Below are 23,422 nucleotides of genomic sequence, written 5' to 3' on the forward strand. Positions count from 1 at the left end.
AGGTGGGAGCTGGCTTGCCGGCGATGGGCTGCGCAGCAGCCCCTTTGGCCCGTCACATCTTCCAGACCTGCTCCTCGGTCCAGCCCAGCTCGGCAAAATCCGCCACCCGCAACCTCGCCTCTTCCTCGCAGAAAAACTCATCCAGCTGCGGCGGCCTCACTGCCGTATCACTGAGCATCGCATGCACCTGCCCACGATGATGTATCTGGTGCTCGAACAGGTGCGCCAACAACCGCAGCCGTTGCTCGCGCTGTACCCGCTCGGGGCGCACGATGCTCACATAGCGCGCCAGCTCACCATCGCGCAGGCCCCGGCAATAGGCGATCAGCCGGTGATCGGCCTGGGCCTGTTCGGCGTGCAGGTCGGTGCAGGTGGCAAACGGCTGTTCGGGGTCGAAGAAGCGCTCGCCGTCGGCGTCGGGCTGCTCGCCACGCTGCTCGCACTCGAGCATGTGCAGGTAGAACCAGTCCACCGTCAGCAGGTGGTTGAGGGTGGCCTTGATCGACGGGAAAAAACTGCAGCGGGGGGCGACGAATTCGTCCTGGGTCAGTTGCAGGCAGGCCTTGTACAGACGGTGGTTGGCCCAGCCATTGTTGTAGGCCTGGGTCAGCAGATGATGCGACAGCGGCTCCATGGTTCGGCTCCTTTTCAGGCGAAGCGTTGCAGTTGCATCTCCCGTAGCCGGCTCAGGGTCCGTTGGTACGGGAACGCCAGATACCCTTGAGTGTAGAGGGCATCCAGCGGCACCTGTGCCTCCAGGTACAACGCCACCCGGCGGTCGTAGCATTCGTCGACCAGGGCTATGAAGCGGCGCACCGCGTCGTCCTTGGGCGACAGCGCCGGCAGCTCGCGGTCGCCCGCTGCCACCCGCGCCGCAGCATCCTCGGTGCCCCGGGCAATACGCCCGGCCCGCTGTTCACCCCCCAGCGCCGGAATGCCCGACACCAGGATGGCCGGGAACCGGTCGCACAGGGCCATGAACTCCATGGCCGCCAGCGGCTGTTCGCACAGGTCGGTGAAACGGCACCAGATGGCCTGCGCGCTGCGCCGCACCACCTGCACCTGCCGGGAGCCGATCGCCAAGGGCTGATCGTGGCCTTCGTCGCCGGGGCTGAGCTGGCGGAACACCTCGCCCAGCTGGCTGGCCTGCCCCGCTTGCGCCACCCAGTAACGCTGGCGCTCGGCGCCGGGGTGCAGGCGGTGGTCCTGCTCGCCGGCTACCGGCAGCACCTGCATGTGCCGCTGGATGGCGGCGATGGCCGGCAGGAACCGCTCGCGGTTGAAACCGTCGCGGTACAGCTGCTCGGGTGGCTGGTTAGAGGTGGCGACAATCACCACGCCTTGGTCGAACAGTACCTGGAACAGGCGGCCGAGGATGATCGCGTCACCGATGTCGTTGACGAACAGCTCGTCGAAGCACAGCACGCGAATCTGCCCGGCCAGTTCCCCGGCCAGCGCCAGCAGCGGGTCGGCGGTGCCGTTGAGCTGGAACAGGCGCTGGTGGACCCAGGCCATGAAGTGATGGAAGTGCTGGCGCCGGCTGGGTACCCGCAGGCAGCGGTGGAACTGGTCCATCAGCCAGGTCTTGCCCCGGCCGACCGGGCCCCAGAGGTAGATACCCTGGGTGGGGCGGCCCTGTTCGACGGCCTGGAAACAGGCCTGCAAGGCTTCGACGGCGCGGGCCTGGGCGGGGTCGGCGACATAGCCCTGGGTGGTCAGGGCCTGCTGGTAGAGGGAATGGGGATCGATAGCCATGCGGCATTATCTGCACCGGCCTCATCGCCGGCAAGCCAGCTCCCACAGGGATAGCGCATGGCTTGGGGCCAATGCGGTCGAGGTGGGAGCTGGCTTGCCGGCGATGAGGCCGGTGCAAGTGACTTTGGCTCAGCTATCTCCCAATCCAACTTTCAGCAGCGCGCCGTCCTTGTCATCGGTCAGCACATACAGGTAGCCATCCGGCCCCACCCGCACATCGCGGATACGCGCCTTCAGCTCACCCAGCAAACGCTCTTCATGCACCACCTTGTCGCCATCCAGTTGCAGGCGGATCAGCTCCTGGGTGGCCAGCGCGCCAATGAACAGATTGTGGTCCCAGGCCTTGAACCTAGGGCTGTCGTAGAACGCCATGCCGCTGATACCCGGCGACTTCTCCCATACATGGTGCGGGTCGACCATACCCTGTACATGCTTGCCCTTGGCCTCGGGGATCGGCAGCAGCGAGTAGTTGATGCCGTGGGTCGCAATCGGCCAGCCATAGTTCTTGCCGGGTTCGGGAATGTTGATCTCGTCGCCGCCGCGCGGGCCATGCTCGTGGGTCCACAGCTTGCCGGTCCAGGGGTTGAGTGCGGCGCCTTGCTGATTGCGGTGGCCGAACGACCAGATCTCCGGCCGCACATTGTCCTTGCCGACGAAGGGGTTGTCCCTGGGCACTTCGCCGTCCGGCAAGATACGCACGATCTTGCCTTGCAGCTTGTCCAGGTCCTGGGCAGTCGGGCGCTGGTTGTTTTCACCGAGGGCGATGAACAGGTAGCCGTCGCGGTCGAACACCAGACGCGAGCCAAAGTGGTTGCCCTCCGACAGTTTGGGCTGCTGGCGGAAGATGACGTTGAAGTTTTCCAGCCGGGCGCGGTCCTGGGACAACTGGCCACGGCCGACCGCCGTACCGGCCTTGCCGTCACTGCCCTCTTCGGCGTAGGACAGGTAGACGGTGCGGTCCTTGGCGAACTCCGGCGACAGCACCACATCCAGCAAGCCGCCCTGGCCCTCGGCCCAGACCTTGGGCACACCGCTGATCGGCGGGCCGACCTTGCCTTCGGCATTGACCACCCGCAAGTTGCCGGCACGCTCGGTGACCAGCATGTCCTTGCCGCCCGGCAGGAACGCCAGGGCCCAGGGATTGCGCAGGCCGTCGGCCAGGGTGCTGACGGTCAAGGTGCCTTCTTCACTGCGAAACTGCTGTTCGGCCGCCGCCTGCGCCAAAAGGGGCAGGACTGCGGCGGCGGTCAGGGTTACAAGCCAGGGTGCTCGAAGCATGCAGGATTCCTTTCGTAGGGCGCTCATGGCGCGCGCGGGTTGTCGCGGGGTGGTCGGCTGGGCTCCAGGTTCGGGGTTTGTTGCTGGCGGCGCAGGTTGTCGCCATTGCCGATGCCGCGGTTGTCCAGGGTGGGCGTGCGCTGGTACGGGTCGGTGGACGGGCCGCGCACGGGAGGCGTGGCCGGCATGCTGCCCTGTCGGCTGTTGGGGTTGGCGCGCTGGATCGGGCTGTTGTAGGGGTTGTTGTTGCCGGCGGCGAGTTGCAAGGGCGGCTCGGGGGCCGCTTGCGCGGGCAGGCACAGCACCAGGCCGAGGGCCAGGATGGGCAAGGTCGGGGTCATGCTTCACCTCCTGTACGAAAATGCCGCGCCTGGTGGGTTTGATAGCCTAAGGCGCGAAGGGTTCGCGGCAAAAGTGTGAATGCGGGTGGAGATGATTCCTGATGTTTCAGTATGGGCCTTGGGGGCTGCTGCGCAGCCCTTTCGCGACACAAGGCCGCTCCCACAACCCCCCTACGGACGCCGAATTACTGGCCCTTGTCCACCTTGTGCCGCGCCGCATACAGGCACAGCATTTCCATCGCCAGGGTCGCCCCGGCCAGCGCGGTGATGTCGGCATGGTCATAGGCTGGCGCCACCTCCACCAGGTCCATGCCCACCAGGTTGATGCCGCGCAGCCCGCCAAGGATCTCCAGCGCCTGCACCGTGCTCAGCCCACCGCACACCGGCGTGCCGGTACCGGGCGCATACGCCGGGTCGAGGCAGTCGATATCGAAGGTCAGGTAAACCGGCCGCTCGCCCACCCGCTGGCGAATCGCCGCGATCACCGCCTCGGTGCCCTGCCGGTGCACCTGGCGGGCGTCGAGGATGGCAAAGCCCTGGCTGTCGTCATTGGTGGTGCGCAGGCCGATCTGCACCGAGCTGGCCGGGTCCACCAGGCCTTCGCGGGCGGCATGCCAGAACATGGTGCCGTGGTCGATGCGCTTGCCTTCCTCGTCCGGCCAGGTGTCGCTGTGCGCATCGAAGTGGATCAGCGCCAGCGGGCCATGGCGACGGGCATGGGCCTTGAGCAGCGGGTAGCTGATGAAGTGGTCGCCACCCAGGGTGAGCATGGCGCAGCCTGCTTCCAGAATATGCGTGGCATGGGCCTCGATGCTGTCCGGTACCGACTGCGGGGTGCCGCTGTCGAAGGCGCAATCGCCATAGTCGATCACCGCCAGGTGGTCGAACGGGTCGAACGCCCATGGCCAGTGCCGGGCCCAGGCCTGCTGCACCGAGGCGGCGCGGATCGCCCGCGGGCCGAAGCGCGCACCGGGGCGGTTGCTGGTGGCAGTATCGAACGGCACACCACTGACCACCACATCGACACCACGTAGGTCGCGGCTGTAGCGGCGGCGAGAGAAACTGGTAATACCGGCGTAGGTACTTTCCGCAGCGGTGCCATACAGGCTGTCGCGGGTCATGGCCTGGTCGTTGTTTACGGCTTGCTCCACGGTCGAGCTCCTTTGTCGTTATCGGTTACTGGCGGCTGCGGAACGCGGTCCACAGGCGGTTGCGCTGGCGCAGGTCGGCCAGGGCCATGCTGCGGTCGGCATACAGGCGCTGGCGCACCGCGGCCGACGGGTAGATGTCCGGGTCGTTGCGCACTGCTTCGTCCACCAGCGGCGTGGCCGCCTGGTTGGCGTTGGCGAAGAACAGCGTGTTGGTCAGCGCGGCGACCGACTCGGGCTTGAGCATGAAGGCGATGAACGCCCGCGCGGCCTCGGGGTGCGGGGCGTCCTTGGGAATGACCAGGTTGTCCTGCCACACCAGCGTGCCTTCGCGGGGGATGCGGTAGATCAGCTCGAACGGTTTGCCTGCGCGACGCGCCTGGTCGGCGGCCATCGCCGCATCGCCGTTGTAGGTCAGCGCCAGGCACACGCTACCGTTGGCCAGGTCGCTGATCTGCCGGCCATTGGCGACGTAGCTGATCGACGGCTGCAGCTGGCTCAGCAGGTTCTGCGCGGCGGCCAGGTCGTCCTTGTCCTGGCTGTAAGGGTCCTTGCCCAGGTAGTTCAGGGCCACACCGATCACCTCCTGGGGCGAGTCGGGCATGGCGATGCCGCAGTCCTTCAACCGGCTGGCGTACTCGGGCTTGAACAGCAGGTCGAGGCTGTCCAGCGGTACATCCCCCAGGCGCTGGCGCACCGCTTCCACATTCACCCCCAGGCCCAGGGTGCCCCAGGTGTAGGGCACGGCATGGCGGTTGCCGGGGTCGGCCTCGGCGAGCTTGGCCAGCAGGTCCTTGTCGAGGTTGGCATAGCCGGGCATGGCCTGGGGATCGAACGGCTGCAGGGCATTTGCCTTGAGCGCCCGGGCCAGTACGGTTGACGACGGCACCACCACGTCATAGCCGCTACCACCGGTCAGCAGCTTGGTTTCCAGCACTTCGGTGGTGTCGAAGGTGTCATAGCGCACCTTGTAGCCGGTTTCCCGCTCGAAGCGCTGGAGGGTTTGCGGGGCGACATAGTCGGCCCAGCTGTAGAGGTTGACGACCTTTTCTTCGGCCTGCAGCGGCAAGGCCAGGACCAGGGACAGCAGGCACAACGATCGACGCATGGCGAACACCTCGGCAAATGGGTGGATGCCGCGAGCATGCCAGCCGGGTTACATTGCAGGAATGGCAAGTTTGCAAAGCTGACATTCATCAGGAGCAATGTAATGCTCGGACAAGTGCACGACCCCGACCTGCATCTGCTGCGGCTGTTCGTCACTGTAGTCGAGGCCGGTGGCTTCAGCGCCGCGCAAGGCGTGCTGGGCCTGAGCCAGCCCACCATCAGCCAGCGCATGGCGCAGCTGGAAGCGCGGCTGGGCTACCGCCTGTGCAGCCGCGGCAAAGGTGGCTTTCACCTGACGGAAAAGGGCGCGTTGTTGCTGGACGCCGCCCGTGGGCTATTGCTGAACATCGAACAGTTTCGCCAGCGGGCCAATGGCGTTGCCGGGCGGCTGCTGGGGACCGTGCGCATAGGCATGGCGGAGAACCAGGACAAGGCGGTGAGCCTGAAGCTGGCGGCGGCCATTGCGGCGTTTCGCAGGCGCGAGGAGGCGGTGCAGCTGGAACTGATCAGTGCGCCACCGGCAGAGCTGGAGCGCTTGTTGCTGGAGCAGCGGCTGGATTACGCCATCAGCTACTTTTCCGGCAACCAGGCAGCCTTCGACTACCAGCCGCTGTTCCAGGAGCGGCAACGGCTGTATTGCGGCAAGGGCCATGTGCTGTTCGGTGAGGCTGGTGTTGGCCGGGAGCGGTTGCTGGCGATGGACCAGGTGCGCCATCCGTACCGGTTTCTCAAGGGCGGTGAGCCGTTCCAGAGCCAGCGCAGCATGGCGGTAGCGGAACAGATCGAGAGCGTACTGACGTTCATTTTGTCGGGGCGGCATATTGGCTATCTGCCGTGCCATTGCGCGCAGGGGTGGGAGACTCAGGGGATGTTGTGGGCGCTGGACCCTGGGCTGGACTTTGTGGTGCCGTTTACCCTGGCCAGGCACCGGGCGCAGGCGGTTGGTGAGGCACAGCAGGCGTTTGCGCAGGATTTGCTGGCGGCGTTTGCCTGACCGGGCCTCTTCGCGGGTGAACCCGCTCCCACAGGATTCTCACACAGCCTGAAGGCTGCGCCGCACCTGTAGGAGCGGGTTGACCCGCGAAGAGGCCGGGACAGACAACACCCATCAGTAAGCCATGCTCCAGGTCAGGGTGTAGGTGCGCCCGCGCCCCTGGTAGTCATACAGGTACGCCGGCCCGTAGGTCGGCGAGTAGAACAGCGTCGCACGCTGCCCCCAGACCGTGCTGTACTGCTTGTCCAGCAGGTTCTGGATACCGGCGCTGAAAGTACCGAAGCCGGTGTCCTGGCTGCCCAGCAGGTCGAAGGTGGTGTAGCCGTCGATCTCGTGGTCGGCATCGTCCTTCAGGTTGAAGGCATGGTTGGCCTGCAGCCGCGCACTGCGGCCATCGCCCTTCCAGCCAACGAACGCGGTAGCCTTGGACAGCGAGGCATAGCGGGCATCGCGTTTGATCCAGCCGCCATCGACATCTTCTTCCTCGGAGCGGGTCAGGTGCAGGGTGCCACCGGCTTCCCAGCCGGTCTGGAAGTGCCGGGTCAGCGCGCCCTCAAAACCGAAGTCACGGCTTTTCTGGTCTTCCACATTGATGGTCAGCGTCTGCGAGTCGACGTTGATGATCTTGTCCGACCAGATGTAGTACAGCGCCGCCTGAGCATCCCAGTCCAGGTCGGCATAGCGCCAACCCAGTTCCACCTGGCGGCTCTTGATGCCGGCCAGCGGGTTGTCGGCCACGCTCAACCCGGGCTTGCCGTAGTACTTGGCCGGGTCGGGCAGGTCGAAGCCTTCGCCGTAGTTGGTCCATACCTGGTGGCCATTCTTGAAGTCGTAGATGGCACCGACGTTGAACAGGTTGACCTGGTAATCGTTGCTGCCGCCCGGCACACCCTTGAAATCGCTGACGTCCACATCCATCTGCTGGCGCCGGGCGCCGCCGGACAGGGTCAGGTTATCGGTGGCATGCCAGTCCAGCTGCGCGTATACCGACACGCCATCGACCCGGTAGCTGGGGTAGCGTGCGGCCTTGCTTTCCTTTTCCAGCTCCAGGCCACCCGACTCGGACGACGTCTGGGCGTTGAAGGTGGTCTGCTCGGCGTTGAAGCGCTCGCGGTCCAGGTCCACGCCGTAGGTCAGCTTCAGCGCGTCCCACTGCTTGGCGAACAGGCCCTTGAGGCTGGTGACTTCGAAGTTTTGCTGCGAGGCGGCGAAGTACACCCCGCGCGAGCCGGTGGGCGTGGCGCGGTTGTAGTACGGGAACGGATAGAAGTTGTCGTCTTCCTTGCGGTACGAGGCCTGCAGGTAGAAGTCCTGCCCCAGCACGTCGGTGTGGTGGTAGTTGGCGTTCAGCAGCAGGCGCCGGGTGCGCGGCTCCAGGTCCGACGAGTAGCCACTGCGCAGCTCGGCGTCTTCCAGGTCGGACGGGGCGTTGTAATTCAGGTTGGGGAAGTAGATACCGGTACTGCCATGGTTGCCCGAGTCATAGTACTGGGCCAGCAGGTCGAGGCTCTGCTGGTCGTTCAGTTGCATCCCCAAGGTGCCGAGCACGTCGATGGTGCGGTTGTATTGCAGGTCGGTCTGGGTGTTGTCGATGAAGATCTGGTCGCCGGCGCCGTCGTAGAAGGCTTCGTTCTGCTCGCCGGAAACCCCCAGGCGGGCGTTGAACCGTTCGTTGCCGCCACTGATCGACTGGGCGAAGCGGGTGGCCAGGTCGTCGCTGTTGTTGAAGCCGCTGCTGGCACCGAGCTGGGTCTCGAAACGCGCCGGGCCGGGTTCGCCCTTCTTGGTCACGATGTTGATGATGCCGCCGGTGGCGCCACCACCGTAGATGGCACTGGCGCCAGACAGCACTTCGACGCGCTCGACGTTGAACGGCGAAATGCTGTCGAACTGGCGTGACAGGCCGCGCGAGCTGTTCTGGCTGACCCCGTCGATCATCACCAGCACATTGCGCCCGCGCATGTTCTGGCCGTAGTTGGTACGGCCTTCCGGCGCCAGGTCGAGGCCTGGCACCAGCTTGCCGATGGCTTCCTTCAGGCTGACGCCGCTGTCGATCTGCTCGCGCAACTGCTGCTGGTCGACCACCCACACGGTGCCGGGGATTTCACTGATCGCGGTGCTGGTGCGCGAGGCCACGCTGACCTCGATCGGCTTGAGATTGATCGCCTGCGGCGCAGCGTCGGCCTTGCGCAGGGTCACCGTGCGGGCATCGCTGAAGTGCCAAACCATGCCACTTCCGGCCAGCAACTGCTGCAGCGCCTGCTCGATGCTGTAGCTGCCCTGCAAGGCAGGGCTGGATTGACCGGCGACGTCGCCGGTGGTGTACAGCAGGTGCAGGCCGGCCTGGTCGGCGAACGTCGTCAGGGCGTGGTCCAGCGGCTGGGCCGGCAGGTCGAGCTGGACCTGGCGGGCCTGAGTCTGGGCCTGTTCGGTGGCGGTCGAGGCAAACACCTGCAGCGGGCCGACCAGCATGGCCAGGGCACTGCAGGACATCAGGGCATGGTGAAGCGGACCGCGGCGGCGGTGCAAGGGCTTGAGCATCAGAGGCACGAATGAGCTTCCTGACAAGTCGTAAATGAGAATTGGTTGCTGATCAGTCCCACTACGACGATCTGGCTTGCAGGAACTTGCAGTGCCAAATGGAAAATATTTTTATTTCTGTGCCGGCCTCTTCGCAGCACGAGGCTGCTCCTACAGGGATCACAGTTCGCTGTAGGAGCAGCCTTGTGCTGCGAAGAGGCCGGCACAGGCGAATCAATGAACCACGGCCAACCACGGCAGGTAGGTCACCTTCAGCCCATAACGCTGCTCAAGGGTCCGCAACAGGGCCTCCGGCTCATCGAGGTCGAACACCCCGCTGACCTGCATCGCCGCCAGCTTGCTATCGGACAACACGATCCGCCCATGCCGATAACGCTCAAGCTCCGCCAGCACCTGCCCCAGCGGCTTGCCGTTGAAGATCAGCTTGCCGCGCTGCCAGGCCATCTGCGTGCCGGCATCGGCCGCTACTGCCAGTTCATGTTCGCCAACCTTGGCTTCGCCATGGGCCAATACCACGCGGCCATCGCGACGCACGCTGAAGGTGGCCGCACTCCCCTGCACCCGCTCACCGGCCGTATCGACCACAAAGGGCCGTGAATCATCGGTGGTCTCGAACAAGGCCTCACCAGATTCCAGCACCACCCGCCGCTCACGGTCGCTGAACACCACGCTCAGGGCTGTGGCACTGTTCAGCGTCACCCGCGTGCCATCTGCCAAAGTAATCACCTGTCGCTCACCTACCCCGGTGTGGTAATCCGCCAGCAGCATTGGCGCCTTCTGCCAACCCGCCACACCAACGGCCAACACCAGTGCAGCAGCCACCCCTGCCTGTTTGAGCCAGTTGCGGCAATGGCGCAGGGCCTGGCCGATGTATTTCGCCACCATGCTTTCGGAAACCCCCAGGCGCTGCGCGATCTGCGCCTGGGTCAGGCCGTCGACGCGGTTGAGCAACAGCGCCTGGCGGGCATTGTCGGACAGCTGCAGCAGCGCCTGGTCGAGGATCTGCAAGCGCTCCCGGGCCAGCAAGGCCGCTTCCGGGGCCGGCGCCGGGCAGGCGACCTCACCTGCCCGCTCGCTGTCGTCGTGGCTGGCGGCAATGCGCTGCTCGCGGCGCAAGGCATCGATCGCCAGGTTGCCGGCCACGCGGAAGATGAAACTGCGCGCGTGCAGCACCGGCACCGCCTGCTGGTCGATGTTGACCAGCTTCAGGTAGGTTTCCTGCGCGACATCGGCAGCGCGCTGACGGTCGCTCATGCGCCGGGTCAGGAACTGAAGCAGGTCGTCGTAGTGCTCCTGGAAGCTTGCCAGCAGGCCCGGCGCGGGAGAAGTCAGCATGGGTTCGGGAACGGCCAGTAGGAGAAGTTATCGGGCGTTAATGAGAAACAGTATCTTTCATCTGGACGGTGACTTTCAACGCCGACGCGTATTTGCCACACTGCCCATTCGCCCACTCTGGCAAGGTCGCACTCCATGGCTGCCCGTCTGCACCGCTACGCCCGCCTGTTCCTGGTCCTGCTGCTGGCCTGCGGCCTGGGAGCCTGTGCGCTGTTCCAGGCACGCGACCCGGTCAATATCAGCGTGATCGGTATCGAGCCGCTGCCCGGGCAGGAGCTGGAACTGCGCATGGCGGTGAAGATGCGGGTACAAAACCCCAACGAGGCGCCGATCGACTACAACGGCATCGCCCTGAACCTGGAGGTGAACGGCCAGCCGCTGGCTGCCGGGGTGAGCGACCAGCAGGGGCACATCGGCCGTTATGGCGAAGCGGTGATCGTGGTGCCGGTGAGCATCACGGCGTTTTCCTTCCTGCGCCAGGCCTATGGGCTGGGCCAGGTGGACTCGCTGCAAGGCCTGCCCTATGTGCTGCGCGGCAAGCTGGCCGGCGGGCTGCTGGGGACCGTGCGCTTTACCGACGAGGGCAAGCTGGACCTGCCCAAGGGCGCCTACTGGTAGGCGCCTGGCGGGGTGTGATCAGCGGCTGGCGCTGGCTGCGGCCATCAGCTTGTTGACTTCGCTGCGCACCATGTTGGCGTATTCGGGCGGCGACATGCCATCCAGCTCGGCGCGCACCCACTCGGCCCATTTGCCTTTGCGCCGTGGTTTCTCGGCGATCAACCGTGCCGCTTCGCCCTTGGCCTTGCCCAGGTTGTTCTGCCACAGCTCGAACAGCCGGGCCTTCTCTGCCTCGATCTGCGCCCGTTCCTCGAAGCTCATGTTGGCCAGATTGAAACTCATGAAGGTACCTGCAGGTTTGAAAATGGCCGCTATCTTACACCCAGGTACTGCAACAGCCCAAAGCCGCCGCAACTTTCCCGACGCGCCGGCATCCATTGTTCAAGCCACACCATCGACGAGGACGAGTTCATGGCCCGGAAAAACGCCCCGCTGACCGACAGCGATCAGATCAAGGACCAGGTATTCAGCGAACTGCAGGCGCTGATCGAAGAGTCGGAAAAACTGCTGAACGACAGCGCCGCCCTGGTGGGTGACGAGGCGGAAACCCTGCGCGCGCAGGTAAGCCTCAAGCTACGTCAGGCGCGCAATGCCGCCGACAAGGTACGCAGCAAGGCGCAACCGGTGATGGACGCTACCCAGGACTATATCGGTGGCCACCCGTGGCAGACCGTGGCCATTTCCGCTGGCCTCGGGCTGGTGGTCGGCCTGCTGCTGGGCCGCCGTCACTGACGCCTGGGCTGCCTGGTGCGAATCAGGCGGCCTGCGCCATCGGTATACCGCTGTGAAAGCGCAGCTCCTGGTCCGGTGACTGGATCAGCTCCACCTCTGCTGCGCGCACCAGGTCCACCCGGCGGGCAATGTCTGCCTCTTCGCCATAGTTGTGCGCCAGTTTCAGATAACCTTGGTAATGGCGCGCTTCGCTCTTCAGCAGGCCGTGGTAGAAGCGGCCCAGTTCCTCGTCCAGATGCGGTACCAACGCGGCAAAGCGCTCGCAGCTGCGCGCCTCGATGAACGCCCCCACCACCAGCGTATCCACCAGCTTGACCGGCTCGTGGGCGCGCACCAGCCGCCGCAGCCCCGACGCATAACGCCCCGCCGACACCGGGCGCAGCGGCACGCCACGACGCTTCATCAGGCGCAGCACCTGCTCGTGGTGCACCAGCTCCTCGCGGGCCAGGCGCGACATCATGTTGATCAGGTCGAGGTGGGTGTTGTACTTGGCGATCAGGCTCAGGGCGGTGCTGGCAGCCTTGAATTCGCAGTTCTTGTGGTCGATCAGCAGGGTTTCCTGGTCGGCGAGCGCCGCTTCGATCCAGGCGTCTGGTGTCGGGCAACCAAGAAAGGCGTCGATTTCGGGGATCAGGGACATGAGCGTGCAACCACAAAGAACTGGCAGGGCCGGCGATTATACCGGCGGCGGCGGGCGGCGCCAGTGACTATGCTTGATGTACATCAAGCGCCAGCGGGGGAAGCGCCGACTATAGTCAGGCATTGGTCGCCACCTTTGAAGGGAGTTAACGCCCATGCAAGCCGTCCGCAGCATCCTCGTCGTCCTCGACCCCGAGCACGCCCACAGCCGGGCACTGACCCGGGCCAAGCTGATCGCCGGCGTCACCGGCGCCCGCCTGCACCTGCTGATGTGCGACAAAAGGCATGACCACAGCGCGCTGCTGAGCCTGCTGAGCAGCCAGCTGCATGATGACGGGTACGACAGCGTCACCCATGAGGAGGCCTGGCGCGACAACCTGCACGACACCATCATCTACGTGCAGCAGGCCGAGGGCTGCGAGCTGGTGATCAAGGAACACCGCCCGGACAACCCGCTGAAAAAGGCCCTGCTCACCCCCAGCGACTGGAAGCTGCTGCGCCAATGCCCGTGTGCCGTGCTGATGGTCAAGAGCGAGCGGCCGTGGACCGGCGGCAAGATCCTGGCCGCGGTGGACGTGGGCAACCAGGACGAGGACCACCGCCGCCTGCATGCCAGCATCATCGACCATGGCTATGCCATTGCCGGGCTGGCCAAAGGCGAGCTTCACGTCATCAGCGCCCATCCGTCGCCGATGCTGTCGGCGTCGGACCCGGTGTACCAGCTGAGCGATACCATCGAAAAGCGCTACCGCGAGGCGTGCAAGGCGTTCCAGGCAGAGTACGACATCAGCGAAGACCGCTTGCATGTGGCCGAAGGGCCGGCGGATGTGCTGATTCCGCATACCGAGAAGAAGCTCGATGCCGTGGTAACGGTGATCGGCACGGTGTGCCGCACCGGGATTTCCGGGGCGTTGATTGGTAATACCGCGGAGGTGGTGCTGGATTCGCTGGAGGGGGATGTGCTGGTGCTCAAGAGCGAGGAGGCAATTGCCCATCTGGCGGAACTGGCCCGCGGCTGAGTTCAATCTGTCAGGGCCCTATCGCCGGCAAGCCAGCTCCCACATCGACAGTACCTGTGGGAGATTGCCCAGCCCTTTTGATCTGCGCTGTAGGGCAGAAAACAAATATCGCTCGTTTGAAGCGTACTTTGTAGGAGCCGCCTTGTGCTGCGAAGAGGCCGGTACTGACAAAGCCTGTCTATGGCTTGTACCGGCCTCTTCGCAGCACAAGGCTGCTCCTACAGAGCCTCGCTGAACCAATGAGTCATGTGCATTACCTGTTGGAGCTGGCTTGCCGGCGATGGGCTGCGCAGCAGCCCCATTCGACACCAAACGCTAGGCCAACGCTTCCTGCACCTTCGGGTCCAGCCCCTCCCCTGCATTGGCCTCGGCCCATTCCGCCAGTTGCCGGCGCATCGCAGGCGTCCAGAAGCTCTGCAGATGCTGCCGTATCCCTTGCACCGCCAGCGCCCGGTCTGGCTCGCTGTCGAAGTAATGGGCAATCTGGTTGGCCATCTTGACCAGATTCTCACTGCTCATCGGCGCACCTCGGTTTTCTCGGCAATACGACGCTCCTTCAACAACCGCCGCTGCTCGTCACTGAAGTCCTGGTAGCGCTTCTGCCACTGCGACGGCTGGAACACTTTCACCACCTCCACCGCCGTCACCTTGTACTCAGGGCAGTTGGTGGCCCAGTCGGAGTTGTCGGTGGTAATCACGTTGGCCCCCGACTCTGGGAAGTGGAAGGTGGTGTACACCACACCCGGCGCCACCCGCGTACTGACCTTGGCGCGCAGCACCGTCTGCCCGGCGCGGCTGCCGATGCCGACCCAGTCGCCATCCTGGATGCCGCGGCTTTCGGCGTCGGTCGGGTGGATTTCCAGGCGGTCGGCGTCATGCCAGGCGACGTTGCCGGTACGCCGGGTCTGGGCGCCGACGTTGTACTGGCTGAGAATGCGCCCGGTGGTCAGCAGCAGCGGGTAGCGGTTGTTGACCTTCTCCTCGGTGGGCACGTAGCCGGTGAGCATGAAGCGCCCCTTGCCACGTACGAACTGGTCGATGTGCATGGTCGGCGTGCCATCCGGCGCTGCGTCGTTGCACGGCCACTGCAGGCTGCCGTGGCGGTCGATCTCGGCGTAGCTGACGCGGTGGAAGGTAGGCGTAAGGCGGGCGATCTCGTCCATGATCTCGGACGGGTGACGGTAGCTCATCGGGTAGCCCAGGGCATTGGCCAGGGCTATGGTCGCCTCCCAGTCGGCCTTCCCGGCCAACGGCTCCATGACCTTGCGCACCCGCGAAATACGCCGCTCGGCATTGGTGAAGGTACCGTCCTTCTCCAGGAACGAGCTGCCCGGCAGGAACACATGGGCGAACTTGGCTGTTTCGTTGAGGAAGATGTCCTGCACCACCACGCACTCCATGGCCAGCAGGGCCGCAGTGACGTGCTGGGTGTTGGGGTCGCTCTGGGCAATGTCCTCGCCCTGGCAGTAAAGGGCCTTGAAACTGCCGTCCAGCGCAGCCTCGAACATGTTGGGGATGCGCAGGCCCGGGTCAGGCTGCAGGGTCACGCCCCAGGCCTGCTCGAACTCGGCGCGTACAACTTCGTTGGAAATGTGCCGGTAGCCGGGCAGTTCGTGGGGGAACGAGCCCATGTCGCACGAGCCTTGCACGTTGTTCTGCCCGCGCAGCGGGTTCACCCCTACCCCTTCACGGCCGATGTTGCCGGTGGCCATGGCCAGGTTGGCGATGCCCATCACCGCGGTGCTGCCCTGGCTGTGTTCGGTCACGCCCAGGCCGTAGTAGATGGCCGCGTTGCCGCCGGTGGCATACAGGCGCGCTGCGGCGCGGATCTGCTCGGCAGGCACGCCGCAGACCGGGCCAAGCACTTCGGGGGCGTTTTCCGCCAGGCTGACGAAGTCGCGCCAGCGGGCGAAATCCTCGGTTTCACAGCGGGCATCGATGAAGCGCTGGGCCAGCAGGCCTTCGGTGACGATCACGTGGGCCAGGGCGTTGAGCATGGCCACGTTGGTACCGGGGCGCAGTTGCAGGTGCAGCTCGGCGCGGGCGTGCGGCGAGTCGACCAGGTCGATGCGCCGAGGGTCGATCACGATCAGCCGCGCGCCCTGGCGCAGGCGGCGCTTGAGCTGCGAGCCGAATACCGGGTGGGCGTCGGTGGGGTTGGCGCCGATCACCAGCACCACGTCGGCCTGCATCACCGAGTCGAAGCTTTGTGTACCAGCCGACTCACCCAGGGTCTGCTTCAGGCCATAGCCGGTGGGCGAATGGCATACCCGCGCGCAAGTGTCGACGTTGTTGTTGCCGAACGCCGTGCGCACCAGTTTCTGCACCAGGTAGGCTTCTTCGTTGGTGCAGCGGCTGGAGGTGATGCCGCCGATGGAATCGCGACCGTACTTCAGCTGGATACGGCGGAACTCGCTGGCGGCGTAGGTCACCGCTTCGTCCCAGCTGACTTCCTGCCATGGGTCTTCCAGGCGCTTGCGGATCATTGGCTTGGTGATGCGGTCCGGGTGGGTGGCGTAACCCCAGGCGAAGCGGCCCTTGACGCAGGCGTGGCCGTGGTTGGCGCCGCCGTTCTTGTCCGGGACCATGCGCACCAGCTGGTCGCCCTTCATTTCGGCGCGGAACGAGCAGCCGACGCCGCAATAGGCGCAGGTGGTGATGACCGCACGCTCGGGCTGGCCCAGCTGTACCAGGCTCTTTTCGGTCAGGGTCGCGGTCGGGCAGGCCTGCACGCAGGCGCCGCATGACACGCACTCGGAGGCGAGGAAGTTTTCACCACCCGCCGCCGCCACCCGTGATTCGAAGCCGCGCCCGGTAATGGTCAGGGCGAAGGTGCCCTGGATATCCTCGCAGGCGCGCACACAGCGGCTGCAGACAATGCACTTGCTCGGCTCGTAGTCGAAATACGGGTTGGATACGTCCTTTTTCTCGGCCAGGTGGTTGGCGCCGTCGTAGCCGTAGCGCACCTCGCGCAGGCCCACCTGGCCGGCCACGGTCTGCAGCTCGCAGTTGCCGTTGGCCGAACAGGTCAGGCAGTCCAGCGGGTGGTCGGAGATGTACAGCTCCATCACGTTGCGGCGCAGGCCGGCCAGGCGTGGGGTTTCGGTGTGCACCACCATGCCTTCGCTGACCGGGGTGGTGCAGGAGGCCGGGTAGCCGCGCATGCCTTCGATTTCCACCATGCACATGCGGCACGAGCCGAAGGCTTCGAGGCTGTCGGTGGCGCACAGTTTGGGGATGCTGGTGCCGAGCATGGCCGCGGCACGCATCACCGAAGTACCGGCGGGCACAGTGATGGCGCGGCCATCGATGCTCAGGCTGACCTGTACCTCGCTGTCACGGGCCGGGGTGCCGAGGTCGCTGCTTTTATCAGAAGCGGGGTCGAAGAAATTGATCACTGCGCGGCCTCCGTGTGGGTCAGCCCGAAATCGGCGGGGAAGTACTTCAGCGCGCTGGCCACCGGATAGGCGGTCATGCCGCCCATGGCGCACAGCGAGCCGTATTGCATGGTGTCGCACAGGTCGCGCAGTAACAGGGCCTGGTCATGCCGTTCGGTCATGTCGCTGGTGGCGATCAGCCGGTCGACCACTTCCATGCCCCGGGTCGAGCCGATGCGGCACGGGGTGCATTTGCCACAGGACTCCTCGGCGCAGAACTGCAAGGCGAAGCGCGCCATGCTGGCCATGTTCAGGGTGTCGTCGGCCACTACCACACCACCATGGCCGAGCATCGCGCCCATGGCGGCAAAGGCTTCGTAGTCCAGCGGCGTATCGAAGTGGCTGGGCGGTACCCAGGCACCGAGCGGGCCACCAACCTGCGCGGCCTTCAACGGCCGGCCGCTGGCCGTGCCGCCGCCATAGCCTTCCACCAGCTCGCGCAAGGTCAGGCCAAAGGCGCGCTCCACCAGGCCGCCCTGACGGATGTTGCCGGCCAGCTGGAACGGCATGGTGCCCAGCGAGCGGCCCATGCCGAAGTCGCGATAGAACGCCGCGCCCTTGGCCATGATGATGGGTACCGAGGCCAGGGTGAGCACGTTGTGCACCAGCGTCGGCAGGCCGAACAGGCCCTGCAGCGCGGGCAGCGGAGGCTTGGCGCGGACGATGCCGCGCTTGCCTTCGATGGATTCGAGCAGCGCGGTTTCTTCGCCGCAGATATAGGCGCCGGCGCCGACCCGCACTTCCAGGTCGAAGGCCTGGCCGCTGCCGGCCACGTCGCTGCCGAGATAGCCGGCGTCACGGGCGATGGCGAAGGCCTGGTCGAGCACGCGGATGGCGTCGGGGTATTCCGAGCGCACATAGATGTAGCCCTTGTCGGCACCCACGGCGAGGCCGGCAATGATCATGCCTTCGATCAGCAGGAACGGGTCGCCTTCCATCAGCATGCGGTCGGCGAAGGTACCGGAGTCACCCTCGTCGGCGTTGCACACCACGTACTTCTGCCCGGCCCCGGCGTCACGCACGGTGCGCCACTTGATGCCGGCCGGAAACGCCGCACCGCCGCGGCCGCGCAGGCCGGAATCGAGCACGGCGGCGACCACCTCGGCACCGTCCAGGGCCACGGCCGCTTCAAGGCCGGCGAAACCGCCATGGGCACGGTAGTCGTCCAGCGACAATGGGCGAGTGATGCCGGCGCGGGCGAACAGCAAGCGCTGCTGGGTCTTGAGGTAAGGGATGTCCTCGACCGGCCCCAGGGCCAGCGAGTGGCCACCAGGTTCACCGGTAAAGGCGTCGAGCAAGGACGGCACGTCTTCCGGGGTGACCGGGCCGAAACCCAGGCGCCCTTGCGCGCTGTCGCACTCCAGCAGCGGCTCCAGCCAGTAGAGCCCGCGGGAACTGGTGCGCTGGATGTCCAGCGGCAGCTGGCGGCGCTCGGCCTCACGTTGCAAGGCATCGGCGACCTGGTCGGCGCCCACGGCACGGGCTACCGAATCGCAGGGGATGTACAGCTTCAGCATGCTGCGTCCTCCCGGCAAGCGTTGACCAGCGCGCGCAGGCGCTCAGGGGTAAGGCGCGCATGCACCTGGCCGTCCAGTTCCAGCGCTGGCGAGCAGGCACAGGCGCCCAGGCAGTACACCGGGCGCAGGCTGATGGCGCCGTCGGCGCTGGTGCCGTGGTCGTCCAGCGCCAGTTGTTCGCGCAGTTGCGCGGCCAGCGCCTCGGCGCCCCGGCTCTGGCACGACTCGGCGCGGCACAGGCGCAGGGTGTGGCGCGCCGGTGGCGTGGTGCGGAAATCGTGGTAGAAGCTGATCACCCCACGCACCTCGGCCAGGCTGAGGTTCAGGGCATGGGCAATTTCGGCGACAGCGGCATCGGGGATGTAGCCGATGTCGTGCTGGATGGCATGCAGGATCGGCAACAGCGCGCCGGGGGTATCCTTGTCACGGGCCAGAATGCGGTGGATCACAGGCAGGTGGAGCAATTCATCAGGCATACAGCGGACCTCGGCATCACGGACCCTGCCTGAATTGTTGTAAGGGCAGGTATCCGGCGTGTTCTGCTGCGGCGCGCCGGCCACGTCACGGTTGCGTGGTACCAGCGGCCTCCTTGCCTGCGGCCGCACGTCTGCGCGCGCTGGTCCGAGGCATCCTGCAAGCATGGCACTTGTGGCGCCGGGGGGTTGCGTGCGAACGACCAGGCGCATCCTGAAACCGACGCGGGTTGTTTCTGGCCTTATGCAGTCTGCTGCGCTGTCGCTTAGAGAACTGAATTCGCAAGCGGTCCGCGTACCCAGTGGCAGCGGCTTTAGCCGCGAAGAATCCAACGCGGTGCATGGCACCGGCTGCGCCGGTGTTCGCGGCTAAAGCCGCTCCCACAGGGTCCCTGCTAATTCAATGAGTTATGTGCAGTCCCATGAATGCATGGTATGCGCAAGGCTTCAAAGCTGCACGGCTTTGTCGATCAGTGCTTGCCTTCCACCGCCTTGGCCGTCTCGATCAGCTTGTCGAACTTGCGGTTCAGCTGGGCAAAGCGCTCATCGCTCTTGGCCCGCGCCTTGACGTTCTGGTCCGAGCTGGCCTTGTCGGCGATGGTCACCACCGTCCAGTCCCGGTCCTTGGCCACCCAGTACACCAACTCACCTTCAGCGGAAAACGCCTCGAGCCGGCCACCACTGTTCGGCACAGGCTTGGCCTGCCTGGTCATCGGCAGCAGTTGCTGGACCCGCGCCTCGTCGGTACTGGCCAGCCGCACCTCCACCTGGCGAAGCTGGTCGGCCTCGTTGAACGACGCCTTCACTTGCGTGATGGCAATACCGCCCAGGTTGTAATCGCCCTTCGGGTTGCTCCCCTGAAAGAACTCGGTGGGCACCTGGTAGTGATAGCCGGTGAAATGCTCAACTTCACCGAACTGCTGCTGCAGAATGGCCATGGCCTGGGGCTTGGGCATGCCCAGGGTGAACTGGCCGACTTCCAGCGCCGACCAGGCTTGCAGGGGGAAAAGCGCGCAGGCGAATACCAGCGGCAGGGTCCGTTTCATCGGTCATCTTCCTTGAAAAGAGCCCAGCAACCTAACCCCTGCATGACAATCAGACAATACTGGCAGGGTGCCAAGCCCACCCTGCCCCCGGCTTCAGGCTACCGCCTTGTCCACGCTGCGCCCGGCCTCCAGTTCACGCACCAGCGGCAGCACATGTTCGCCGAAGTACGCTACTTCCTCCTGGAAGTGCAGGAACCCGGACAAGATCAGATCCACACCCACCGCCTTCAGCGCAACGATGCGCTCGGCAATCTGCCGCGGTGTACCGATCAGGTTGGTCTTGAAGCCATCGTTGTACTGCACCAGGTCTTCGAAGCTGGACCTGGCCCAGTTGCCCTCGCCCTCCGGGCTGGCAGAACCGGCATGCTTCACTTCCTGGCCAAACGCCCGCACCGCCTCGGGGTTGGCCTTGTCGATGATCTCCTGCAGCACCGCACGCGCCTGCTCTTCGGTGTCGCGAGCGATGATGAAGGCATTGACTCCAACCTTTACCGAATGGCCGTTGGCCGCCGCCTTGGCGCGGATATCGTCGACCTGCGCCTTGATCCCTTCCACGCTGTTGCCGTTGGTGAAGTACCAGTCCGACACGCGCGCCGCCATGTCCCGTGCGGCACGCGAGCTGCCGCCCTGGAAAATCTCCGGGTGCGGCTGCTGCAGCGGCTTGGGTTTGAGGTTGTAGTTGCGAAAGCGATAGAAGTCGCCGTTGAAGGTGAAGTTGTCCTGGGTCCAGATGCCCTTCAGCGCGCGGATGAATTCCTCGGAACGGCGATAGCGTTCGTCGTGGTCCAGCCAGGGTTCGCCGATGGCGTGGAACTCGCCCTTGAACCAGCCCGAGACCACGTTGATGGCGATGCGGCCGTTGGTGAACTGGTCGATACTCGCCAGCTGCTTGGCCGCCAGCGCCGGGTTCCACGGGCCTGGCAGGATGGCGGCGATGACCTTGAGCTTTTCCGTGGCAGCGAGCAGCGCGTGGCTGATGGTGACCGACTCGTGCTGATTGTCGGCGCCGTAGCCGGCGGTGAAACGGATTTGCGACAGGGCGTAGTCGAAACCGGCCTGTTCGGCGATTTGCGCGAGCTTGCGGTTGTAGTCGATGTCCCAACTGGTGCGTTGCTCGATGGTGCTGACCACCAGGCCACCACTGACGTTGGGGACCCAGTAGGCGAACTTGATCGGGGCTTGGCTCATGGTAAGGCTCCTTGGTGATCCTCGGGTTCAAGGAGGCAGGAGCAGCAAACATGCCAGGCTTTAAAGTGTTTTTATTTCAATGGGTTAGCTGAAATTGGCGGCGATGTTGGCTGCATGCGGTCGAACAAGCTGCTGGATCGCTGTTGCCTGCACAACATCGCCGCCCCGGGGCAGGTCAGCGGTTCTTGCGCATGCCCATATGCGCGTCATCCATCAGCGCCTTGGCCATGTCGCAAAGAAAGTGCGAAGCCCAGACCAGCACCGGTTCGTTGTCCATCACCCCGATAAACGATGCTCGCCGTGAGCAGTCCATCAAGACCGACGCTTGTTCGATGGCATGGTCGCAGCAGTTTCCCGGTTCTACGCGGAACAGTTTCTTGCCGTCCAGCACACCATCCAGGAACGTGGCCGCGCCTACGGTCAGGCCCAGTGTGCCGGTGTCGTCATCCAATTCCTTGTCCATCTGAAACCCTCTTTTGAATCTGCCGGCCAGTGCGATTTCCCGGTTGCAGTCCCTGGCAGGAAAACCACACCGCCCAGGCTGGCAAAATTTGAAAATCAGCTCATCAGTGCAATGTATGCACCGGCTGCCCGCCCCGGAGCTGCACCTGAGCAATCGCCGACTCCAGCAGCGTGCGCACAGCCTCCATTTCATGCATGACCGCCAGGGTCATGATCGTGGCGGGAGATCTGGGGAGCGAGGCTATCGCGTGATGGCCTACGGACAAGGCGCAGAGCACGTATTCCGTGGCCTGGATCAGGGTGTCTTCCAGGTGATGGGGTGAGTCGGAAATGGGGGGATCCGGGACTATTTTGAGCATGGTCACATCTCGATTTCGTGAGAGAAAACCACACCCCATCCCTTGCAGAGAATGGGTGGCGGCTACGTACGGGCCTGCAAGACCGGGGAAGATCGAGAAAAACCCAGCTGACCCGAAGGTCACCCGTACGCAGCCACCATTAAGCACAACCATTGGCACAGACCAACGGCTCGATGATGAGCACGCTTTCGATACTTCCCCAGGCTTGCAGACCCGGTCGTTGAATTTGCAACGACAGGGCGAGACTAGGGGGCTCAGGTTTCCATCGCAATGGTGAAACGGCTTGAAAAGGATGATTCAGAAATGGACTACGAGGAAGGGGAAAAATCTGATTAGTTCTTGTAGGAACTGATATGAGTTTCTCTAAAAAGACTCAAAGATCCGAGTGTGAAGCACAGCGCTTGGCAGTACGCTGTGCTTCTTTCAAATGCTCACTACAACGCCAACCGCGCCAGTCGCTGCAAAGCTCGAATCACCTCCTGATCCCGGTTCTCCAGCACATCCGCCTGAATACGCGCGATCACAGCCTTCAGCAATTCGGTCTGGTTCATCTCTGTATGCTGCTGAAGCGCAAGCATGTCCTCCGCCATGTACGGATTGACCTTCATCGACAACCGCCGAGTAACATTGGAACGCGCAAGCCCGCGCTGCTCTCGCTGTTCATCCAGCGCCTGAAGGAACGTTTGATGCGCCGCATGCAACTGCTCACACTGCTGCGCCTGCACCAACTGTTGGAAATAGTGGGCAAGAAACAACTTGCGCAAATTTGCCCCCGCCTCATTACTGACCGCATGCATGGCCGCATCGAGCACATCCAGATAGACCGCCGGCAAACGCGCCTCAATCGACTTGAGCTGCTGCTTGCGCGCCTCGCGGATGGCCGGCGTGGATTGCGATGGAATGGCGACCACACCATCACAACGAGCGCACACGCCCACCAGAATGTCCTTGGCCACCCCTTGGCCATCGCTAAACGGCACATCCCGGCGAGCATAGTGCGTGGGCACCACTGCCTGGCAATGCTCGCAAAGCGCATTTCCTCTGTCGCCTTCGAAAAAGATCTTCATGATCTGGGTACTCACTGGTGAACGCTGATGAACCAAGTGTCTGGCTCGATGAAAAAGAACTTTATGTACCAACCATCCCGTTTGAGCACATGCACCTCGATGGCTGCGACGGCATGGTGAGGGGTGCTGGCGTGATGAATACCCCTGCATGAGCGAACGACTTCGGCAACCTCGCCGGCTGACACTTCCCCTGTAGCCAGCAGGTTCTTTACATCGATATCCCTGCGTGAAACGTGTTGATACTCCCCTGACTCAAGCGCCGCTATCACCGCTCGCTGGGCCTCCCTGAAGCCGAATTTCATAGCTCATCCCTGCCAATACGAAAATCATCGTACAAAACCCGAATCAAATCTACCGTTTGCCGAG

The 23,422-nt window shown here is 64.3% G+C and carries 24 protein-coding genes; 4 read left to right on the forward strand and 20 right to left on the reverse strand.

Annotated elements, in window-relative coordinates; genetic code table 11:
* Positions 1-52 precede the first annotated feature (52 nt).
* The 6 genes from IMX18_RS15745 to IMX18_RS15770 all read right to left on the reverse strand — a co-directional run bounded on the left by IMX18_RS15745 (position 53) and on the right by IMX18_RS15770 (position 5,630).
* Positions 53-634, reverse strand: a complete 582-nt coding sequence (locus IMX18_RS15745) for a DinB family protein (RefSeq protein ID WP_100413486.1) — start codon at positions 632-634, stop codon at positions 53-55.
* A 14-nt stretch (positions 635-648) separates the two neighbouring features.
* Entirely contained in the window at positions 649-1,755 is a 1,107-nt protein-coding gene (gene zapE / locus IMX18_RS15750; protein ID WP_054573656.1) for a cell division protein ZapE, read from the reverse strand.
* A 129-nt stretch (positions 1,756-1,884) separates the two neighbouring features.
* On the reverse strand, positions 1,885-3,033 hold the full coding sequence (locus IMX18_RS15755) for a PQQ-dependent sugar dehydrogenase (protein ID WP_054573655.1): 1,149 nt from the start codon (positions 3,031-3,033) through the stop codon (positions 1,885-1,887).
* 23 nt (positions 3,034-3,056) lie between these two features.
* Entirely contained in the window at positions 3,057-3,374 is a 318-nt protein-coding gene (locus IMX18_RS15760) for a hypothetical protein (RefSeq protein WP_003256290.1), read from the reverse strand.
* Between the two features lie 185 nt (positions 3,375-3,559).
* Positions 3,560-4,525, reverse strand: a complete 966-nt coding sequence (gene speB / locus IMX18_RS15765) for an agmatinase (RefSeq protein ID WP_015269636.1) — start codon at positions 4,523-4,525, stop codon at positions 3,560-3,562.
* Between the two features lie 25 nt (positions 4,526-4,550).
* Positions 4,551-5,630, reverse strand: coding sequence for an extracellular solute-binding protein (locus tag IMX18_RS15770; protein ID WP_015269635.1), 1,080 nt, complete (start codon positions 5,628-5,630; stop codon positions 4,551-4,553).
* 102 nt (positions 5,631-5,732) lie between these two features.
* Here IMX18_RS15770 and IMX18_RS15775 point away from each other — a divergent pair, with 102 nt between their 5' ends.
* Positions 5,733-6,623, forward strand: coding sequence for a LysR family transcriptional regulator (locus IMX18_RS15775; protein ID WP_217190939.1), 891 nt, complete (start codon positions 5,733-5,735; stop codon positions 6,621-6,623).
* A 114-nt stretch (positions 6,624-6,737) separates the two neighbouring features.
* On the opposite strand, the gene IMX18_RS15780 is transcribed toward IMX18_RS15775, so the two are convergent.
* Together IMX18_RS15780 and IMX18_RS15785 are read right to left on the reverse strand one after the other, a co-directional pair.
* On the reverse strand, positions 6,738-9,164 hold the full coding sequence (locus IMX18_RS15780; protein ID WP_217190950.1) for a TonB-dependent receptor: 2,427 nt from the start codon (positions 9,162-9,164) through the stop codon (positions 6,738-6,740).
* Between the two features lie 213 nt (positions 9,165-9,377).
* Positions 9,378-10,499 carry a sigma-70 family RNA polymerase sigma factor gene (locus IMX18_RS15785; protein ID WP_015269632.1) on the reverse strand — a complete coding sequence of 374 codons (1,122 nt, stop codon included), beginning with the start codon at positions 10,497-10,499 and terminating at the stop codon, positions 9,378-9,380.
* A 135-nt stretch (positions 10,500-10,634) separates the two neighbouring features.
* Between IMX18_RS15785 and IMX18_RS15790 the strand changes: the two genes are divergently transcribed.
* Positions 10,635-11,117, forward strand: a complete 483-nt coding sequence (locus IMX18_RS15790) for an LEA/WHy family protein (RefSeq protein ID WP_013971807.1) — start codon at positions 10,635-10,637, stop codon at positions 11,115-11,117.
* Between the two features lie 18 nt (positions 11,118-11,135).
* Here the strand turns inward: IMX18_RS15790 and IMX18_RS15795 are convergent, their stop codons facing one another.
* A complete protein-coding gene (locus IMX18_RS15795; RefSeq protein WP_003256287.1) occupies positions 11,136-11,399 on the reverse strand; it encodes a hypothetical protein in 264 nt (87 codons plus the stop codon).
* Positions 11,400-11,528: 129 nt separating this feature from the next.
* Here IMX18_RS15795 and IMX18_RS15800 point away from each other — a divergent pair, with 129 nt between their 5' ends.
* Positions 11,529-11,849 (forward strand): ElaB/YgaM/YqjD family protein, encoded by a 321-nt coding sequence (locus IMX18_RS15800; protein ID WP_003256286.1) that lies wholly within the window; start codon positions 11,529-11,531, stop codon positions 11,847-11,849.
* 22 nt (positions 11,850-11,871) lie between these two features.
* Here IMX18_RS15800 and IMX18_RS15805 read toward each other — a convergent pair whose 3' ends face one another.
* On the reverse strand, positions 11,872-12,489 hold the full coding sequence (locus IMX18_RS15805) for a MiaE family protein (RefSeq protein ID WP_013971805.1): 618 nt from the start codon (positions 12,487-12,489) through the stop codon (positions 11,872-11,874).
* A 154-nt stretch (positions 12,490-12,643) separates the two neighbouring features.
* Between IMX18_RS15805 and IMX18_RS15810 the strand changes: the two genes are divergently transcribed.
* A complete protein-coding gene (locus IMX18_RS15810) occupies positions 12,644-13,507 on the forward strand; it encodes a universal stress protein (RefSeq protein ID WP_085721146.1) in 864 nt (287 codons plus the stop codon).
* Between the two features lie 315 nt (positions 13,508-13,822).
* Here IMX18_RS15810 and IMX18_RS15815 read toward each other — a convergent pair whose 3' ends face one another.
* From IMX18_RS15815 to IMX18_RS15860, 10 genes are all read right to left on the reverse strand, one after another.
* Positions 13,823-14,026: a formate dehydrogenase subunit delta gene (locus IMX18_RS15815; protein ID WP_013971803.1), complete on the reverse strand. Its 204-nt coding sequence runs from the start codon at positions 14,024-14,026 to the stop codon at positions 13,823-13,825.
* Entirely contained in the window at positions 14,023-16,905 is a 2,883-nt protein-coding gene (fdhF, locus tag IMX18_RS15820) for a formate dehydrogenase subunit alpha (RefSeq protein WP_054572332.1), read from the reverse strand. The genes IMX18_RS15815 and fdhF overlap by 4 nt, the downstream gene beginning before the upstream one ends.
* The gene (locus IMX18_RS15825) at positions 16,902-18,461 is read right to left on the reverse strand and encodes a formate dehydrogenase beta subunit (RefSeq protein ID WP_191471858.1); all 1,560 of its coding nucleotides are present in this window, start codon (positions 18,459-18,461) and stop codon (positions 16,902-16,904) included. The genes fdhF and IMX18_RS15825 overlap by 4 nt, the downstream gene beginning before the upstream one ends.
* Entirely contained in the window at positions 18,455-18,937 is a 483-nt protein-coding gene (locus tag IMX18_RS15830; RefSeq protein ID WP_015269625.1) for a formate dehydrogenase subunit gamma, read from the reverse strand. The genes IMX18_RS15825 and IMX18_RS15830 overlap by 7 nt, the downstream gene beginning before the upstream one ends.
* Before the next feature lie 467 nt (positions 18,938-19,404).
* Positions 19,405-19,980 carry a hypothetical protein gene (locus IMX18_RS15835; RefSeq protein WP_015269624.1) on the reverse strand — a complete coding sequence of 192 codons (576 nt, stop codon included), beginning with the start codon at positions 19,978-19,980 and terminating at the stop codon, positions 19,405-19,407.
* 93 nt (positions 19,981-20,073) lie between these two features.
* Positions 20,074-21,168: a dimethylsulfone monooxygenase SfnG gene (gene sfnG / locus IMX18_RS15840; protein ID WP_015269623.1), complete on the reverse strand. Its 1,095-nt coding sequence runs from the start codon at positions 21,166-21,168 to the stop codon at positions 20,074-20,076.
* A gap of 175 nt (positions 21,169-21,343) precedes the next feature.
* Positions 21,344-21,631 carry a DUF3077 domain-containing protein gene (locus IMX18_RS15845; RefSeq protein WP_015269622.1) on the reverse strand — a complete coding sequence of 96 codons (288 nt, stop codon included), beginning with the start codon at positions 21,629-21,631 and terminating at the stop codon, positions 21,344-21,346.
* 103 nt (positions 21,632-21,734) lie between these two features.
* Positions 21,735-21,989, reverse strand: a complete 255-nt coding sequence (locus IMX18_RS15850) for a hypothetical protein (RefSeq protein WP_015269621.1) — start codon at positions 21,987-21,989, stop codon at positions 21,735-21,737.
* 434 nt (positions 21,990-22,423) lie between these two features.
* Positions 22,424-23,056, reverse strand: coding sequence for a hypothetical protein (locus IMX18_RS15855; protein ID WP_043936103.1), 633 nt, complete (start codon positions 23,054-23,056; stop codon positions 22,424-22,426).
* An 11-nt stretch (positions 23,057-23,067) separates the two neighbouring features.
* Positions 23,068-23,358, reverse strand: a complete 291-nt coding sequence (locus IMX18_RS15860; RefSeq protein ID WP_015269619.1) for a hypothetical protein — start codon at positions 23,356-23,358, stop codon at positions 23,068-23,070.
* Positions 23,359-23,422 lie beyond the last annotated feature (64 nt).

This window comes from Pseudomonas shirazica (assembly GCF_015168335.1).
Lineage (GTDB): Bacteria > Pseudomonadota > Gammaproteobacteria > Pseudomonadales > Pseudomonadaceae > Aquipseudomonas > Aquipseudomonas asiatica.